Origin of the sequence: Xanthomonas sp. 3307, from assembly GCF_014199735.1 — a bacterium.
Taxonomy (GTDB): Bacteria; Pseudomonadota; Gammaproteobacteria; order Xanthomonadales; family Xanthomonadaceae; genus Xanthomonas_A; species Xanthomonas_A rydalmerensis.
The window spans coordinates 1-15,717 of record NZ_JACHOG010000007.1; the positions used below are offsets into that span (position 1 = coordinate 1).

Below are 15,717 nucleotides of genomic sequence, written 5' to 3' on the forward strand. Positions count from 1 at the left end.
ATCCAGAACCGCTTCACCTCCACCATCGCCAACCTGAGCTCCACCTCGGAGAACCTGTCGGCCTCGCGCAGCCGCATCCGCGATACCGACTACGCAAAGGAAACCGCCGAGCTGACCCGCACGCAGATCCTGCAGCAGGCCGGCACCGCGATGCTGGCCCAGGCCAAGCAGGCGCCGCAGAGCGTGCTGAGCCTGCTCCAGGGCTAAACGCGGCACGTCGTAACGTGACACCGGGCCCCTCCGCAAGGAGGGGCCTTTTTTTTGACGCTGACACTGCGGCACAGGATTTGCATCGCAACGGAGAACCGCCGCGACGCGCGGGCGGCGCTCAAGAACCGCCCCCGCACGCCGATACTCCCCTCAGCCGCTGGCGCGCCGCGCGCCGGCCACCTCAAGGAACGCGATCATGTCCACCACGGGAATCGGCTCAGGCCTGGACATTCCGACCTTCGTCGCCAAGCTGGTATCGAAGGAACGCCAACCGCAGGAAGACCGGATCAACCGCGACGGCACCGCCTCCACCGCGCAGCTGTCGTCGTTGAGCACGATCAAGAGCGCGCTGTCCAACCTGCAGACGGCGATGAGTACCGTCTCCGACAGCGCCGACAAGGGCGCCTTCAAGGCGAACATCGACGACGGTGCGGGCTATACCGCCACGGTCACCTCGAGCGCCAGCGCCGGCAGGTACGGCATCGAGGTCGTGAAGCTGGCGCAGTCGCAGAAGCTGACCTCGTCGGCGTACGCCAGCGGCGCCGTCGTCGGTGGCGGCACCCTGACGATCGCTTACGGCAGCACCACGCTCAACGTCAACGTCGATGCAGGCAGCAAGCTCAGCGACGTGGCCGCCTTCATCAACAAGGCCGCCAACGGCGCCGGCGTGACCGCCAGCGTGGTCACCGCCGACGATGGCGACCACCTGGTGCTCAACGCGGTCAACTCCGGCACCAAGGGCGCGCTGACCATCACCACCTCCGGCGGCGACGGCGGCCTGGCCAAGCTCACCTACCCGCCTGGCAGCAGTGGCGGCCTGACCCAGACCATCGCTGCGGACGACGCGGTGGTGAAGGTGGACGGCTTTCAGCGTACCTCCAGCAGCAACACCATCGCCGACATCGTCCCCGGGGTCGCCATCAATCTGACCAAGGCGGTTGCCGGCACCACCTACAATCTGAACATCACCAGCGACACCAGCCCGCTGAAAGCGAACCTGACCGCGCTGGTCAGCGCCTACAACTCGGCCAACAGCGTCCTGAAGTCCTCCAGCGCCTACGACGCCACCAACAAGAAGGCCTCGCCGATGACCGGCGATGCGATGGTGCGCGGCCTGCAGCAGTCGCTGCGGCGGCTGGTCAGCGACAACGTCAGCGGGTTGATGGCACTGGGCGTCACCATCGACAAGGACGGGGTGATGAGCATGGACAGCAGCAAGTTCGATACCGCCGTGGCCGCCGATCCCTCGGCGGCCAAGACCATGCTCGGCAGCGCCGGCAACTTCGGCGCCGGGATGAGCACGCTGCTGAAGAGCAACCTGGACACCACCAACGGTACGCTGACCCAGCGGACCGACGCGCTCAACAAGCACATTTCCGACCTGACCGACCAGCTCAACGATCTGGACGCGCGCATGCAGACGCTGACCGACCAGTACACCGCGCGCTTCACGGCGATGGAAACGCTGGTGACGCAGATGCAGGGCGTGAGCGATAGCCTCACCAAGCAGTTCAGCTGACGCGCACACGGCCGCCGCTCAAGTCTAAGTGCGTCGTGGCCGATATGAAGAGTATCGACAGTCATTGCGGATTGGCCGCAACCACCGCCCCGGCACCCTTGCCGGAGAGCACGGCGGCCCGCGCTGCCAATCCACCGAGGGAGTTTTCCATGTACGGTTCCAGCCGCCAGTACGCTGAGCAATATCGCAAGATGGGCATTTCCACCAGCGTCACGGATGCCGACCCGCACAAGTTGGTCGCCATGCTGTTCGCCGGTGCCTGCCAGCGCATCCGCCAGGCCCAGGCCTGCCTTGCGCAGGGCGACCAGGCGCGCAAGGGCAAGGCGATCGGCGAAGCCTGCGCCATCGTCGGCCATCTCAATGGCTCGCTCGACCACGAGGCCGGCGGCGAGATCGCCGGCAATCTGTCGGCGCTCTACGACTACGTCATGCACCGGCTGACCGAAGCCAACCTGCACAACGACGACGCCGCGCTGACCGAAGCGCTGGAACTGCTCAGCGAGATCGACGCGGCCTGGGCCGCCATCCCCGCGCAGCAGCGCGAACTGGCAACGGCGAACGCATCGTGAGTATCCAACTCGCCGACCTGCACAACGACCTGCACGAGTTGCGCGAGGTCCTGCGTGGCGACGACTACGCACTGGCCCAGGCCATGATCGCCGATCACGAGCGGCGCCTGCAGGCCTATCTGCAGCAGGACGATGCCGACCGCTCGCGCGAGGCGTTGAAGCCGTTGCTCGCCCTGCAGCAGGCGGTGACCGCGCAGATGCGCATGGAGCGCGACCATGCTGCGGCCTGGCTGCGCACCAGCCGCCAGTCCACTCACGCCGCGCGGCTGTATTCGCAGGCCGGACTGCTGGGATGAACACCGGCTCGGACGGCGCCGCGCACCACCCGGCCGACGCCGAACTGTTTCACGACACCCTCAGCTGCGAACTGGCGCTGCCGGCGGATTTCCGCCTGGGCAACGGCGCCGGCCGGCTCGCCGCCGGCGAGGCGCTGTTGCGTAGCCTGGCGCAGATCGAGGATCTGCGTGGCGAGGACGGCAGCGACGATCGCAGCGAGGCCACCGCGCAGACCCAGCGGATGGAGGCCAAGCTCGACCTGATGCTTGTCCTGCTGGGCCGGCTGGCCCGCCAGCATGAAGACGCCCTGCCGCTGCGGCCGCTGTGCTGGTCGCGGCGCGGCGTGCGACTTGAGCTCGGTGCGCGCTCCGGCGCCGCCGCCGGCGCCGCCGGCCTGCTGCGCCTGCAACCCTCGGACTGGCTGCCGGACCACCTGGAATTGCCGGTGCGGGTGCTGGCCGAGGCCACCACCGCCGGCGTCGTGCAACTTTGGCTACGGTTCGAGACACAGCCACCGGGCCTGGAAGAGGCCCTGGAACGCCACCTGTTCCGGCTGCACCGCCGGCAAATCGCCGACAGCCGCCGGGCGCGCTGAGCCGGCACCTCGGTCCGCCAGCGTGGCGCCGAGGTTGGCGGCGGCGAGCGGCTCGGCTAAGGTGCCGATCTGAATAGAAGGACCTGCACCGTGCGAGTCATCATCGTCGACGATCACACCCTGGTACGCGCCGGCCTGAGCCGGCTGCTGCAGACGTTTGCGGACGTCGACGTGGTCGCCGAGGCCAGCAACGCGCAGCAAGCCGTGGACCTGGCCACCCTGCACCGCCCCGACCTGGTGCTGATGGACCTGTCCCTGCCCGGGCGCAGCGGCCTGGACGCACTCACCGACGTGCTGCACAGCTCGCCCAAGACCCGGGTGGTGATGATGTCGATGCACGACGACCCGGTGCACGTGCGCGATGCGCTGGACCGCGGCGCCACCGGCTTCGTGGTCAAGGATGCCGCCCCGCTGGAGCTGGAACTGGCACTGCGCGCGGCCAGCGCCAACCAGGTGTTCCTGAGCCCGCAGATCTCATCCAAGATGATCGCGCCGATGCTCGGCCGCGAGCGCCCGGTGGGCGTCGCCGCCCTGTCGCCGCGGCAGCGCGAGATCCTGCGTCAGATCGGCCGCGGCCAGAGCAACAAGGAAATCGCCTCGGATCTGGGCATCAGCGTCAAGACGGTGGAGACCCACCGCGCGCGCATGATGGAATCGCTGGGCTGTCGGCGCGCCAACGATCTGGTCCTGCTGGCCGCGCGCCATCAGAGCGAACTGAGCTGAACTGGGGACGACATCCCGACACGGAACATTGGCATGGCGTTTGCCTTAACCGGTCAGCAGGCTGCGACGATCCAGCCGAGGCCCGCCAGATAAGGCATTACGCCGTCGACTGTCCGGCGCCCACGACCCGAATGTCGGGAAATTCCTGACACCCTGTCGGGAATTTTACTACCCTACTCAGGAACCCCCCGATTCTGTTACCGTCGGGCGACAAGCAGTATGCGTTCCACGGGCGCCAGAGGGTTGGCGCCAAACCGAGGAAGTCCGCATGAAGCCGACCGTTTCCGCCCAACTGGGCCAGCAACTGCATCTGACCCCGCAACTGCTGCAGTCGATCCGGCTGCTGCAGCTCGACGGCATGCAACTGGAACTGGAAATCCGCCGCGCGCTGGAGACCAATCCGCTGCTCGAACTGGAAGAGTCAGAGGGCGTGATCGAGCCGGTGGTCAAGCACGAGGATGCGGGGCTGGAAACCGCAGCGTTCGACGAACTGCCCGAATCCTCGATGTGGGACATCCCGGCCGCCGGCTGGAACGACGGCGAAGACGATCGCATGCAACGCATCGCCGCCGGCGAGTCCAGCGACCCGCACCTGCGCGTGCTGCAGCGGCTGGCCCTGGAACTGCCGGCGCTGGAACTGGAAGCGGCCGCGTTCTGGCTGGAACACTGCGACGATGCCGGCTACCTGGACGGCGCGCTCGAGACCCTGCAGCAGCTGGCCAGCGCACGCCTGGGCCTGACCGTGGCGCAGGCCGAAGCGGTGCGCCAGCGCCTGCTGCACGGCGATCCGGCCGGCCTGTGCGCCCGCGACCTGCGCGAGTGCCTGCAGGCGCAGCTGAGCGACCTGCCCGGCCGCGTGCCCGGCCGCCACCTGGCCGCGCGCATTCTCGAAGGCGACCTCAACCTGCTCGCCAGCCACGACTACGCCCTGCTCGGGCGCCAGCTCGATGCCGAGACCGACGACGTGCGCGAGGCGGTGCGGCTGATCCTGTCGCTGCAGCCGCGGCCCGGCGACAGCCTGCAGCCGCAGGACGCCGGCCATGTGCTCCCGGACGTGGTCGCCTGGCATGCCGACGGCACCTGGCGGGTGGCGCTGAACCCGGCCACCACCCACCGCGTCACCGTCAACCCGATGCACGAACGCGCCCTGGCCGAGGCCGGCGACGCCGCGCAGCCGCTGCGCGAGATGCTGCAGGAGGCGCGCTGGCTGACCCGCGGCCTGTCGATGCGCTACGAGACCCTGTTGCGCACCACCCGCGCCATCGTCGAGCGCCAGTCGGCGTTTCTGGTCAAGGGCGAGGAAGCGATGGCGCCGCTGACCCTGAAGGAAGTGGCCGAGGCGATCGGCATGCACGAATCGACCATCTCGCGCATCACCACCGGCAAGTACCTGCAGACTCCGCGCGGCACCTTCGAGCTGAAGCATTTCTTCGCCGTGCGCCTGGAAGGCGCCGCGGTCTCCGGGCAGGCAGTGCGCGCCATGGTCCGGCGCCTGATCGAATCCGAGCCGGCTGGGCGGCCGCTGGCCGACGAGGCCATCGCCGGGCTGCTGTCGCGACAGGGCGTAAACGTGGCAAGGCGCACTGTCGCCAAGTATCGTGAACAATTGGACATCGCTCCCGCACGCGAACGCCGCCGCGGCAGCAAACCGCTGCTGGCCCGTGTGGGCTAAGGAAAAACGACGCATATGAACAAATTGTCCGTGCTTCTGGTCGACGACCACGAAGGTTTCATCAACGCCGCCATGCGCCACTTCCGCAAGCTCGAGTGGATGGAAGTGATCGGCAGCGCCGCCAATGGCCTGGAAGCCATCGAGCGGTCCGAGTCGTTGCGCCCGCAGGTGGTGTTGATGGACCTGGCCATGCCCGAGATGGGCGGCCTGCAGGCCACGCGCCTGATCAAGACCCAGGACCAGGCGCCGTACATCGTGATCGCCAGCCATTTCGACGACGCCGAGCACCGCGAACACGCCATGCGCGCCGGCGCCGACAACTTCGTCAGCAAGCTGTCCTACATCCAGGAAGTGATGCCGATCCTGGAGGGACTTCGCACCGAGGGAGTGCCGGCATGAGCGAATCGCGGATCCTGGTGATCGATGACGATGCGGTGCGCGCCGAGCGGACCGTCAGCCTGCTCGAATTCATGGACCTCAACCCGCGCTGGGTCACCGACGTGGCCGACGTCCAGCCCGGCCGTCACCGGCAGACCGAATGGATGGCGATCCTGGTCGGCGGGCTCGACGACCAGGAGCAGGCCGATGCCTTCTTCGGCTGGGTGGCGCGCAGTTCGCTGCCGCCGCCGGTGCTGCTGCTCAACGGCGACGCGCAGGCCTTCGCCCAGCGCCATGGCCTGCACGAGGCCAACGTGTGGCAACTGGAAGCCCCGCTGCGGCACGCGCAACTGGAAACCCTGCTGCGCCGCGCCAGCCTCAAGCGGCTGGACGCCGAGCACCAGGCCGGTGCCGCGCAGGACAACGGCCCGACCGGCACCAGCGCGGCGGTGACCCGCCTGCGCCGGCTGATCGATCAGGTCGCCGCATTCGACACCACCGTTCTGGTGCTGGGCGAGTCCGGCACCGGCAAGGAAGTGGTGGCGCGCGCGATCCATCAGCAGTCGCCGCGCCGCGACGGCCCGTTCGTGGCGATCAACTGCGGCGCGATCCCGCCGGACCTGCTCGAAAGCGAACTGTTCGGCCATGAGAAAGGCTCGTTCACCGGCGCGCTGAGCGCACGCAAGGGCCGCTTCGAGATGGCCGAGGGCGGCACCCTGCTGCTCGACGAAATCGGCGACATGAGCCTGCCGATGCAGGTCAAGCTGCTGCGCGTGCTGCAGGAGCGCAGCTTCGAGCGGGTCGGCGGCAACGTCACCATCCGCTGCAACGTGCGGGTGATCGCGGCGACCCATCGCAACCTGGAAGAGCGCATCGCCGGCAACCAGTTCCGCGAGGACCTGTTCTACCGGCTCAACGTGTTCCCGATCGAGATGCCGGCGCTGCGCGAACGCAGCGACGACCTGCCGGCGCTGGTGCACACCATCGCCGCGCAACTGGCGCGGACCGGACGCGGTGAAGTGCGCTTCTCCGAGGAGGCCTTGCAGGCGCTGCGCAGCTACGAGTGGCCGGGCAACGTGCGCGAGCTGACCAACCTGGTCGAACGCCTGGCGGTGCTGCATCCGGGCGGACTGGTGCGGGTGCAGGACCTGCCGGCACGCTACCGTGGCGACTTCGCCTCGTCCATCGACGTGTCGGCACCACCGGCGCCCGTCGTCGCCGATCCGCGGCGGGTCCCGAACGTGGTGGACCTGCACGCCGGCGGCAAGCCGGGCGGCGCGGATGCCGATACGCCGGCTGCGGCCGCGGCGACACTGCCGGAAAGCGGCCTGGACCTGCGCGGGCACATGGCCAACATCGAACTGGCGCTGATCAACGAGGCGTTGGAGCGCACCCAGGGCGTGGTCGCACATGCGGCGCAGCTGCTGGGCCTGCGGCGCACCACCTTGGTCGAGAAGCTGCGCAAGTACGGCATCGACCGCGACCAGACCGAACTGGCCAGTTGAGCCGGCGCACGGCGCCGGGTGCGGCCGCACCCGGCGCGCCCGCCGCCAGCGCGGCGCACTCCCTTCCCCTTTCATCGTTTCCCCGCGGCGGCACGACCGGCGCAACGTGGGCGTCGACGTGCGCATCGCGCGGTCACGGCTAGCCACGCGGCGCTTTGCCTTGCCATCGCCGCATCCCGGTCGGCATGACGGGAGTAGACAGCCTCTTTGGCATGTGGCTTGCTTCACGTTTCACAGCACCGGGCGGCGCGTTCCGCACCGGGGACTTTCACCCGTCGCCAGGCAGGTCCCATGTCCATCCCCGTCACCAGTCCGCTGCTGCCGCCCCTGGAGGCGTTCGTCCCGTACCTGGAGCAGATCTGGCGCAGCCGCATCCTGACCAACGGCGGCGACATGCACCGTGCGCTGGAGAAGGCGCTGGCCGAGTACCTGGGGGTGAACCACCTGGCGCTGCTGACCAACGGCACCCTGGCGCTGCTGACCGCGCTGCAGGCGCTGCGCATCACCGGCGAGGTCATCACCACGCCGTACTCGTTCGTCGCCACCGCGCATTCGCTGCTGTGGCGCGGCATCAAGCCGGTGTTCGTGGACATCGATCCGCTGAGCATGAACCTGGATCCGCTCAAGATTGAAGCGGCGATCACCCCGCACACCACCGCGATCATGCCGGTGCACTGCTACGGCACCCCCTGCGACACCGCGGCGATCGAGCGCATCGCCGACACCTACAACCTCAAGGTCATCTACGACGCCGCGCACGCGTTCGGGGTCAAGGACGAGGGCGGCTCGATCCTGCGCCACGGCGACCTCAGCGTGCTCAGCTTCCACGCCACCAAGGTGTTCAACACCTTCGAGGGCGGCGCCATCGTCTGCCCGGACGCCAAGACCTACCAACGCATCAGCCGCCTGAAGAACTTCGGCTTCGTCGACGAGACCACGGTGGTGGCGACCGGCATCAACGGCAAGATGAGCGAGATCAACGCCGCGTTCGGGCTGCTGCAACTCCAGCACATCGATGACGCGCTGGCGCAGCGTGGGGCGATCGACGCGCAGTACCGGCAACGCCTGGCGCAGGTGCCGGGGATCCGTTGCCTGGCGCCGCGGTCGCCGGGGCTGTCCAACTACGCCTCGTTCCCGATCCTGGTCGAGGACGCCTTCCCGCTGGCGCGCGATGAACTGCACCGGCTGCTGCGCAGCCACGACATCCTGGTGCGCCGCTACTTCTACCCGCTGATCAGCGATTTCCCGATGTACCGCGGCCTGCCCTCGTCCGCCCCGGCCGGCCTGCCGGTGGCCCGGCAGATGGCCGACCGCGTGCTGTGCCTGCCGATCTTCCCCGGACTGGCGGCCGACCAGGTGGACGCCATCGTCGACCTGATCGCCGCTGCCGGCGGCGTCATGTCCGGATCCGATTCCTCCAGCACCCTCGCTCCTCCCTCCTTCGCCCAACCCGTGGAACCAGCAACATGAGCCAAGAGACGTTTATCGAGAATTTCCTGTCGGCCACGGATTTCCAGAATCCGGTCGAGGTGACCATGGACACGGTGCTGCGCGAACTGCCCGAGTGGGATTCGCTGGCCGCGCTGGGCGTGATCGTGATGTTCGACATGGAGTACGGCAAGACCATCACCGGCGAGCACCTGGCCGCCGTGGTCACCCTGGGCGACCTCTACAAGCTGACCGGGGCGTAACATGCCGACCTCCACGCTGCGCAACGTACGCTTTGCCGGCATGGCGACCTGCGTGCCCAGGCGCGTCGTCTCCAACCTCACCGATTGCCGGCCGCAGATCCGCTCCGAGCGCGAGCGGCTGGTGCGCAACATCGGCATCCATACCCGGCGCATGGCCGCGGACTGGCAGTGCTTTTCCGACCTGGCCTTCGACGCGGCGCAGGTGCTGCTGGAGCGCCTGCAATGGCAGCGCGAGGAGGTCGATGCATTGATCGTGGTGACCCAGTCGCCGGACTACCCGATCCCGGCGACCGCGATCATCCTGCAGGACCGCCTCGGGCTGTCGCACGCCACGGTGGCCTTCGACGTCAACCTGGGCTGCTCGGCCTACCCGTTCGGCATCAACCTGCTCGGCTCGATGATCGCCGCTGGCGGCGTCAAGAAGGGCCTGCTGCTGGTGGGCGACCGCAGCGCCACCTTCGACGACCCGATCTTCTCCGATTCCGGCACCGCCACCGCGCTGGAATTCAGCGCCGACGCCGCGCCGATGCACTTCGACCTCAACAGCGACGGCAGCGGCTACCGCGCGATCATCCTGCCGGTCGGCGGCCACCGCGAACCGGTCGGGGTGCAGCACCTGATCCCCTACCGCGCCGACGAGAAAGACCACTGGCACCGCGGCGTGGACCTGCAACTGGACGGTGTGGCGGTGCTGAGCTTCTCCACCCAGCGGGTGCCGCCGGCGGTGCAGAAGTTGCTCGACTACAGCGGCGTGTCCAAGGACGAGATCGACTACTTCGTGTTCCACCAGGCCAACCGGATGATCAACGAGACCATCCGCAAGAAGCTCGGCCTGCCGCCGGAAAAGGTGCCCTCCACCCTGCACGATTTCGGCAACACCAGCGGCGCCTCGCTACCGGTCACCATGACCGCGCGGATCAACAAGCAACTGGAAGAAGGCCGCAAGCGCGTGCTGCTGTGCGGCTTCGGTATCGGCCTGTCCTGGGGCACCTGCCTGGTCGACATCGACGGCGCGGTGTTCCCCGACCTGATCGAGTCCTGACGATGGCGTTCTCTGCAACGACCGATGCCTTCGGGCTGCAGGGCAAGACCATCCTGGTGACCGGTGCCTCCTCGGGCATTGGTGCGGCCGTGGCCGCGCTGTGCGCGCGCCTGGGCGCGACGCTGGTGCTCAACGGGCGCGATGCGGAACGCTTGCAGGCGGTCGCCGAAACGCTCCCTGGCGAAGGCCACCGCAGCGTCATCGGCGACCTTACCGAAGAAGCAACCCGCACGGCCCTACTCGAGGCGGCCGAGCGCTACCACGGCCTGGCCTCGTGCGCCGGCATCGCCGCGCTGGTGCCGTTCCGGATGGCCGCCGAGAAGCACCTGCAGCAGATGCTGTCGGTGAACTACCTGGCACCGGTCATCCTCACCCAGCAGTTGCTGGCCAAGCGCCGGCTGCACGAGGGCGCCTCGCTGGTCTACGTCTCGGCGCTGACCGCGCGCGCCGCGCCGCAGGCCAGCGCCGGCTACGCCGGGTCCAAGGCGGCACTGGAGGCCGCGGTGCGCTCCTTCGCGCTGGAACAGGCCCGGCACCGTATCCGCGCCAATTGCATCGCCCCCGGCTACGTCGACACGCCGATGCTGAGTAGGCTGGGCAGCACCGCGGACATGGACGACAAGATCGCCCTGACCCCGCTGGGCCGCATCGACCCGGCCGATGTCGCCAATGGCGCCGCCTACCTGCTGTCCGACGCGAGCCGCTGGATCACCCGCAGCACCCTGACCATCGACGGTGGGCTCTCCCTGCCGATCCGCCTATGAGCCTGGAGACCCCCATGTCCGTTGCGGAAACGCCGGCCGCTCTGTCGCAAACGTTGTACGGCGTGCATGGCAAGACGATTCTGGTAACCGGCGCCTCCAAGGGCATCGGCGAGGCGGCGGCCAAGGCCTGTGCCGGCGCCGGCGCGCGCCTGCTCGTCGCCGGCCGCGACCTGCCGCGGCTGCAGGCCTTGCTCGACGCCTTGCCCGGCGACGGCCATCGTCTGTTCGCCGGCGACCTGTCCGATGCCGCCACCGTGCAACGCCTGGCCACCGAAAGCGGGCCACTGGACGGCGTGGTGCACAGCGCAGGCATCCGCGGCCTGTCGCCGATGAAACTGGTGAGCGAGCGTTTCCTCACCGACGTGATGACGATCAACTACGTCGCGCCGACGATGCTGACCCGCCATCTGCTCGCGCGCCAGGCGCTGCGCCCCGGCGGCTCCATCGTGTTCCTCGCTTCGATCGCCGCGCTGACCGGCACCGTCGGCGTCGGGCCTTACGCCGGCTCCAAGGCGGCGCTGATCGGCATGCTGCGGCCGCTGGCGCTGGAACTGGCGAGGCGCCAGATCCGCGCCAACGCGCTGTGCCCGGGCCTGGTCGAGACCACCCTGATCAACGAAGACAAGGCCTGGTTCGAGGAGAGCCGCAAGCGCTACCCGCTGGGCATTGGCGACCCCGAGGACGTGGCCCTGGCCTGCCTGTACTTCCTCTCCGACGCCAGCAGCAAGGTCACCGGCCAGGCCTTCAGCATGGACGGCGGCGTGGAGTTCGCATGAGCGATGCGCCCCCGCAACACGTGCTGATCGTCGGGGCCGGCGGCTTCGGTCGCGGCATCGCGGCGATGGCGTACAACGACGATCCGGGTTACGGCCAGGCCTGGGACATCAAGGGCTTCCTGGACAGTCGCAGTGCGCTTGGCGCCGGCCTGCGCTGGCCGCTGCTGGGCGACCCGGACACCTACCAGCCGGTGCCCGGCGACCTGTTCGTCTGCGCGCTCGGCGATCCGGCCGCACGCCGCCGCTACAGCCAGCCGCTGCTGGCGCGCGGCGCCGATTTCATGGTGCTGCGCCCGCGCCTGCGCGAAGCTTCGGAGACGCCGATCGGGCGTGGCAGCCTGTTCGAGGTCGGCGTGTCGATCGGTGCCGACAGCCGGATCGGCGAGTTCGTCATCATCCTCGCCACCACCATCGTCGGCCACGACGTGGTGATCGGCGACTACGTGCAGATCGGCAACTTCGTGTTCGTCGGCGGCGGCGCGCGCATCGGCCACGACGTGGTCATCCATCCGCACGCCACCGTGCTGCCCGGCGTCGCGATCGGCGACGGCGCGGTGATCGGCGCCGGCAGCGTGGTGGTCAAGGACGTGCCGCCCAACGTCACCGTCGCCGGCAACCCGGCGCGTACCATCTTCAGCCGTTGACCCCGCACCAAGGACGCCGTTCCGCATGACCCGCCACGCCCTCGACGCCGAGCACTACATCAGCCCGCACAGCCTGCGCCTGGAACAGCAGCGGCTGTTCGGCAAATTGTGGATCTTCGTCGGCTTCGCCTCCATGGTACGCGAGCGCAACCAGTTCTTCGCGCGCCAGGTGGCCGGTGTTCCGGTGCTGGTGCAGCGCACCGAGGCCGGCATCCGCGCTTTCCTCAACCAGTGCCCGCATCGGCAGTCGGCGATCCAGACCGAGTCGCACGGCAAGCGGCCGCTGGTGTGCCCATACCACGCGTGGTCGTTCGGCGCCGAGGGCGAGTTGCGTGGGCTGCCCAACTCCGGCCTGTACCAGTTTACGGCCGAGGAGAAGGCCAACATCTGCCTGACAAAGCTGCATCTGCAGCAGGTGGGCGAGCTGCTGTTCGTGAACATGGCCGAGCAGCCGCTGCCGCTGGAGGAGCAGTTTGCGCCCGCGTTCCTGGAGGATCTGCGCGCGGCGGCATCGCACGTGGATTCGCAGTTGATCTACAGCTGCCACCGCGTGCGCTACAACTGGAAGCTCAACATGGAGAACGTGAAGGATTACAACCATATTCCGTTCATCCATCCCAAGACCTTCAACCCGCTGATGACGGCAGCGCCAAAGCCCTCGGCGCATGTCGAGCGGTCCGTCGAGGTACCCTCGGCGGTGGAACAACTGCTGCAAGGCGGCGAGCCCGTTCCGCTGGACGCGCTGAGCTTCCCGGCCAAGGCCGAGATCGCGGTGCAGGATCACTGGTACCGACCGCTTTGCGAGCGCTACGGCGAGGACTCGGCGTTCTACAACTGGTTCCTGTATCCGAACGTGAACTTCTACAGCGTGCGTGGCGATTCCTTCGTACTGCAGCAGTACGATCCGGTCTCGCCGCACGAGACCGACTACCACCTGTGGGTGGCGACCGCCCGGCGCCGAAGCGAGCGGACCGATTTCACCGCCCTGCTGAGTACGCTGATGCGCATCGAGCACCAGGTGATCGCCGAGGACACGGCGGTGCTGGAACGCCTGCAGGCCGGCTTCGGTCCGCACTCGCGTGCCTTCATGCACGGCGACTACGAGACCGAGCTGGTGCGCCAGCACCTGTGGTACCGCGCCAACGTGCTGGAGCAACCGGCATGAAGACGCTGGTGCTGATCGGCCAGGGCCACGCGCTGGAGCAGGCACAACGTACCGCGCAAGCCTGCGGCCTGGCGTACGTGGGCATCGCCCTGGAATCGCCGGACCGCTACAACTTCGACCTGGGCGCCCTGCACGCCAGCCATCCGCCCGCCGCGACCGACGTGTTCGTCGCCATGGACGAACGCGCGGTCAACCAGTCGCGGCACAAGCTGCTCGCCGACGTGCGCCTGGCCGGCTACGGCAGCGTCGACTTGGTGTGGCCTCAGGCGCACATCGATGAAGGCGTGCGCCTGCTCGGCAACGTGCATGTGGGCTCCGGTTGCAACGTGGCAGCCGGCAGCAGCATCGGCGCCGGCGCCTGGCTGGAACGCCAGGTGATCGTCGAACACGACGTGCGCGTCGGCGCCTGCGTCACCCTGCATGCCGGCGTGCACGTCGGCCGCGGCACGCAGATCGGTCAGGGCAGCACGCTGGGCGGCGGCAGCATGACCCGCAGCGGCGCGAAGATCGGCCGACACTGCGAATGGCTGCTGCCCGGCACCGTGCCGGACGTGCTGGCTGACCGCTGTTTCTACGACGCCCTGATGCCTGGCGGCGCCCGCATCCTGCGTTGATCCCAACACCGCGCAGCACGCGACGACACGTATCACGATCCGATTCATGCCGCATCGCACCAACGGTGTGGCAGCAGTTCGCCAGTCCGATTCAGCACGGCGCAAACCCAAACGCCTCTGCACAAGCTGGGATGCATGCACGGGTGTAAGCATCCCCCGCTCCGCTAGGATCGGGCATCTGCTGTGTTCGCGGCGCGACCCGATCGCGCTATGAGGCGATGCGCAGCCAAGCCTATTTTCCAACACCCGTGCCCGCAGGGCGCGCTCCTTTCAAGTGAATCCATGACCGACCCTCTGGCCGCGCTTCAGCGCGAAGCGGACCTGATCGATGCTTGCAAGCGCGCCGGCGGCGCAATCTTCCTGGCGCCCAGTTCCAGTCTTGGCGGGCTCTACGCGGCCCGCGCCGCCGCTCTGTTGGTCGAGCGCGTCCCCGGCATCCGCGTCGTTGCGCTGGACGATGTGTTTCACGAACGCCGCATCACCGATGCGGGCTTCGACGACGTGCGTCCGACAGCGACCTTCTTGCGCGATCCGGATCTGGCCGGGTTACCCACGATCAACTGTGCGTACATGCCAACCGCGTGGCTGCACTTCGATCAACTGCAGCGGCTGGGCAGCGGTCGCCGCGTCGATCTGCCGCAGTTGATGTACGCGCTGGATATTCCACTGGTGTATCAGAGCGGACAGGTGACACGGGAACAGACGCTTGCGCACGCCGCGCAGTTCGATGCCGTGCGTGGCCGCTTCGCCGACGCATTGAGCATGCGTACCCTGGACGCGCTACTGCAGATGCGCATGGACGGCGACAGGCGGCCGCTGCTGGATGTCCTGTGCCCGATGGAGCAGGAGTATTACTCGGTATATTCGGCTCTGGAGCATCCGCTGCGGATCGGCGCAGACGAACACTATGTGGACATTGGCGCCTATCGCGGCGACACGGTCAAGAAGTTCCGCGCGGCATCGCGCCACCGCTATGCCACCATCCATGCCTTCGAGCCGGATCCGGAGAACTTCGCCGCCCTGCAGCAAGGGCTGACAGACGATGACGGCCGCACGACGCTGTACAACGCCGCAGTCGCCGACGTGGCCGGCACCCTGGCATTCGATGCCCAAGGCACCATGGGCAGCCGACTCGATGGCAGTGGCTCAGCACGCGTGGACTGCGTGCGACTGGACGACCTGATCGAGCACGTCAGCGTCTTGAAGATGGATGTGGAAGGCGCCGAAGCCAAGGTGCTGCGGGGCGGCGCGGCGCTGATCGGGCGCTGCCGGCCGCGCATGGCCATCACCTGCTATCACCATGCACTCGACCTGCTGGACATCGTCGCCGAACTCGACCGCATCATGCCAGGTGCCAAGCTACGACTGCGCCACTACGCCATGTACTACTTCGACAGCGTGCTCTACGTGGAGTGAGGCGCAGCCGCGCCTGCTGCGCCACCTTCTTCTTCGCCTCCAGACCCAACTTCGCTCTGGAAGCGCCAGCTGCTTGCAGGCGACTGCACGGGCAGGACCGGCATGCTTGTTGCATCTGCGATGGATCGGGCGCAGCGTGCGCTCCGTTCCCATTCCCG

Annotated in this window: 18 protein-coding genes; all 18 read left to right on the plus strand. The window is 68.1% G+C overall.

Features of this window, described 5'->3' with window-relative positions; genetic code table 11:
* On the plus strand, positions 1 to 207 hold a 207-nt coding region (locus GGR64_RS15880; protein ID WP_260303047.1), incomplete at its 5' end, for a flagellin.
* A 199-nt stretch (positions 208 to 406) separates the two neighbouring features.
* Complete coding sequence (gene fliD / locus GGR64_RS15885; RefSeq protein WP_160967516.1) at positions 407 to 1,729, plus strand: flagellar filament capping protein FliD; 1,323 nt, start codon at positions 407 to 409, stop codon at positions 1,727 to 1,729.
* A 149-nt stretch (positions 1,730 to 1,878) separates the two neighbouring features.
* Positions 1,879 to 2,298, plus strand: coding sequence for a flagellar export chaperone FliS (gene fliS / locus GGR64_RS15890; protein ID WP_010341674.1), 420 nt, complete (start codon positions 1,879 to 1,881; stop codon positions 2,296 to 2,298).
* Positions 2,295 to 2,594 carry a hypothetical protein gene (locus tag GGR64_RS15895; protein WP_160967518.1) on the plus strand — a complete coding sequence of 100 codons (300 nt, stop codon included), beginning with the start codon at positions 2,295 to 2,297 and terminating at the stop codon, positions 2,592 to 2,594. The genes fliS and GGR64_RS15895 overlap by 4 nt, the downstream gene beginning before the upstream one ends.
* Positions 2,591 to 3,169 (plus strand): PilZ domain-containing protein, encoded by a 579-nt coding sequence (locus GGR64_RS15900; protein ID WP_160967520.1) that lies wholly within the window; start codon positions 2,591 to 2,593, stop codon positions 3,167 to 3,169. Before GGR64_RS15895 ends, GGR64_RS15900 begins: the two co-directional genes overlap by 4 nt.
* 90 nt (positions 3,170 to 3,259) lie before the next feature.
* On the plus strand, positions 3,260 to 3,892 hold the full coding sequence (locus GGR64_RS15905; protein ID WP_160967522.1) for a response regulator transcription factor: 633 nt from the start codon (positions 3,260 to 3,262) through the stop codon (positions 3,890 to 3,892).
* 268 nt (positions 3,893 to 4,160) lie between these two features.
* Positions 4,161 to 5,564 carry an RNA polymerase factor sigma-54 gene (rpoN, locus tag GGR64_RS15910; protein WP_184647050.1) on the plus strand — a complete coding sequence of 468 codons (1,404 nt, stop codon included), beginning with the start codon at positions 4,161 to 4,163 and terminating at the stop codon, positions 5,562 to 5,564.
* Positions 5,565 to 5,579: 15 nt separating this feature from the next.
* Positions 5,580 to 5,963 (plus strand): response regulator transcription factor, encoded by a 384-nt coding sequence (locus tag GGR64_RS15915; protein WP_048489825.1) that lies wholly within the window; start codon positions 5,580 to 5,582, stop codon positions 5,961 to 5,963.
* Positions 5,960 to 7,447, plus strand: coding sequence for a sigma-54 dependent transcriptional regulator (locus tag GGR64_RS15920; protein ID WP_160967526.1), 1,488 nt, complete (start codon positions 5,960 to 5,962; stop codon positions 7,445 to 7,447). Before GGR64_RS15915 ends, GGR64_RS15920 begins: the two co-directional genes overlap by 4 nt.
* A 291-nt stretch (positions 7,448 to 7,738) precedes the next feature.
* The gene (locus GGR64_RS15925; protein ID WP_184447966.1) at positions 7,739 to 8,917 is read left to right on the plus strand and encodes a DegT/DnrJ/EryC1/StrS family aminotransferase; all 1,179 of its coding nucleotides are present in this window, start codon (positions 7,739 to 7,741) and stop codon (positions 8,915 to 8,917) included.
* On the plus strand, positions 8,914 to 9,138 hold the full coding sequence (locus GGR64_RS15930; RefSeq protein ID WP_019801391.1) for an acyl carrier protein: 225 nt from the start codon (positions 8,914 to 8,916) through the stop codon (positions 9,136 to 9,138). Before GGR64_RS15925 ends, GGR64_RS15930 begins: the two co-directional genes overlap by 4 nt.
* A 1-nt stretch (position 9,139) precedes the next feature.
* Positions 9,140 to 10,180: a ketoacyl-ACP synthase III gene (locus GGR64_RS15935; RefSeq protein WP_184447967.1), complete on the plus strand. Its 1,041-nt coding sequence runs from the start codon at positions 9,140 to 9,142 to the stop codon at positions 10,178 to 10,180.
* Between the two features lie 2 nt (positions 10,181 to 10,182).
* The gene (locus tag GGR64_RS15940; protein WP_184447968.1) at positions 10,183 to 10,944 is read left to right on the plus strand and encodes an SDR family oxidoreductase; all 762 of its coding nucleotides are present in this window, start codon (positions 10,183 to 10,185) and stop codon (positions 10,942 to 10,944) included.
* A gap of 14 nt (positions 10,945 to 10,958) precedes the next feature.
* Entirely contained in the window at positions 10,959 to 11,720 is a 762-nt protein-coding gene (locus tag GGR64_RS15945; protein ID WP_260303049.1) for an SDR family oxidoreductase, read from the plus strand.
* Positions 11,717 to 12,364, plus strand: coding sequence for an acetyltransferase (locus GGR64_RS15950; RefSeq protein ID WP_184647054.1), 648 nt, complete (start codon positions 11,717 to 11,719; stop codon positions 12,362 to 12,364). Before GGR64_RS15945 ends, GGR64_RS15950 begins: the two co-directional genes overlap by 4 nt.
* 25 nt (positions 12,365 to 12,389) lie before the next feature.
* On the plus strand, positions 12,390 to 13,529 hold the full coding sequence (locus GGR64_RS15955) for an aromatic ring-hydroxylating dioxygenase subunit alpha (protein ID WP_184447971.1): 1,140 nt from the start codon (positions 12,390 to 12,392) through the stop codon (positions 13,527 to 13,529).
* The gene (locus GGR64_RS15960; protein ID WP_184647056.1) at positions 13,526 to 14,143 is read left to right on the plus strand and encodes an acetyltransferase; all 618 of its coding nucleotides are present in this window, start codon (positions 13,526 to 13,528) and stop codon (positions 14,141 to 14,143) included. Before GGR64_RS15955 ends, GGR64_RS15960 begins: the two co-directional genes overlap by 4 nt.
* Before the next feature lie 282 nt (positions 14,144 to 14,425).
* Complete coding sequence (locus GGR64_RS15965) at positions 14,426 to 15,559, plus strand: FkbM family methyltransferase (RefSeq protein WP_184448121.1); 1,134 nt, start codon at positions 14,426 to 14,428, stop codon at positions 15,557 to 15,559.
* Positions 15,560 to 15,717: the final 158 nt, after the last annotated feature.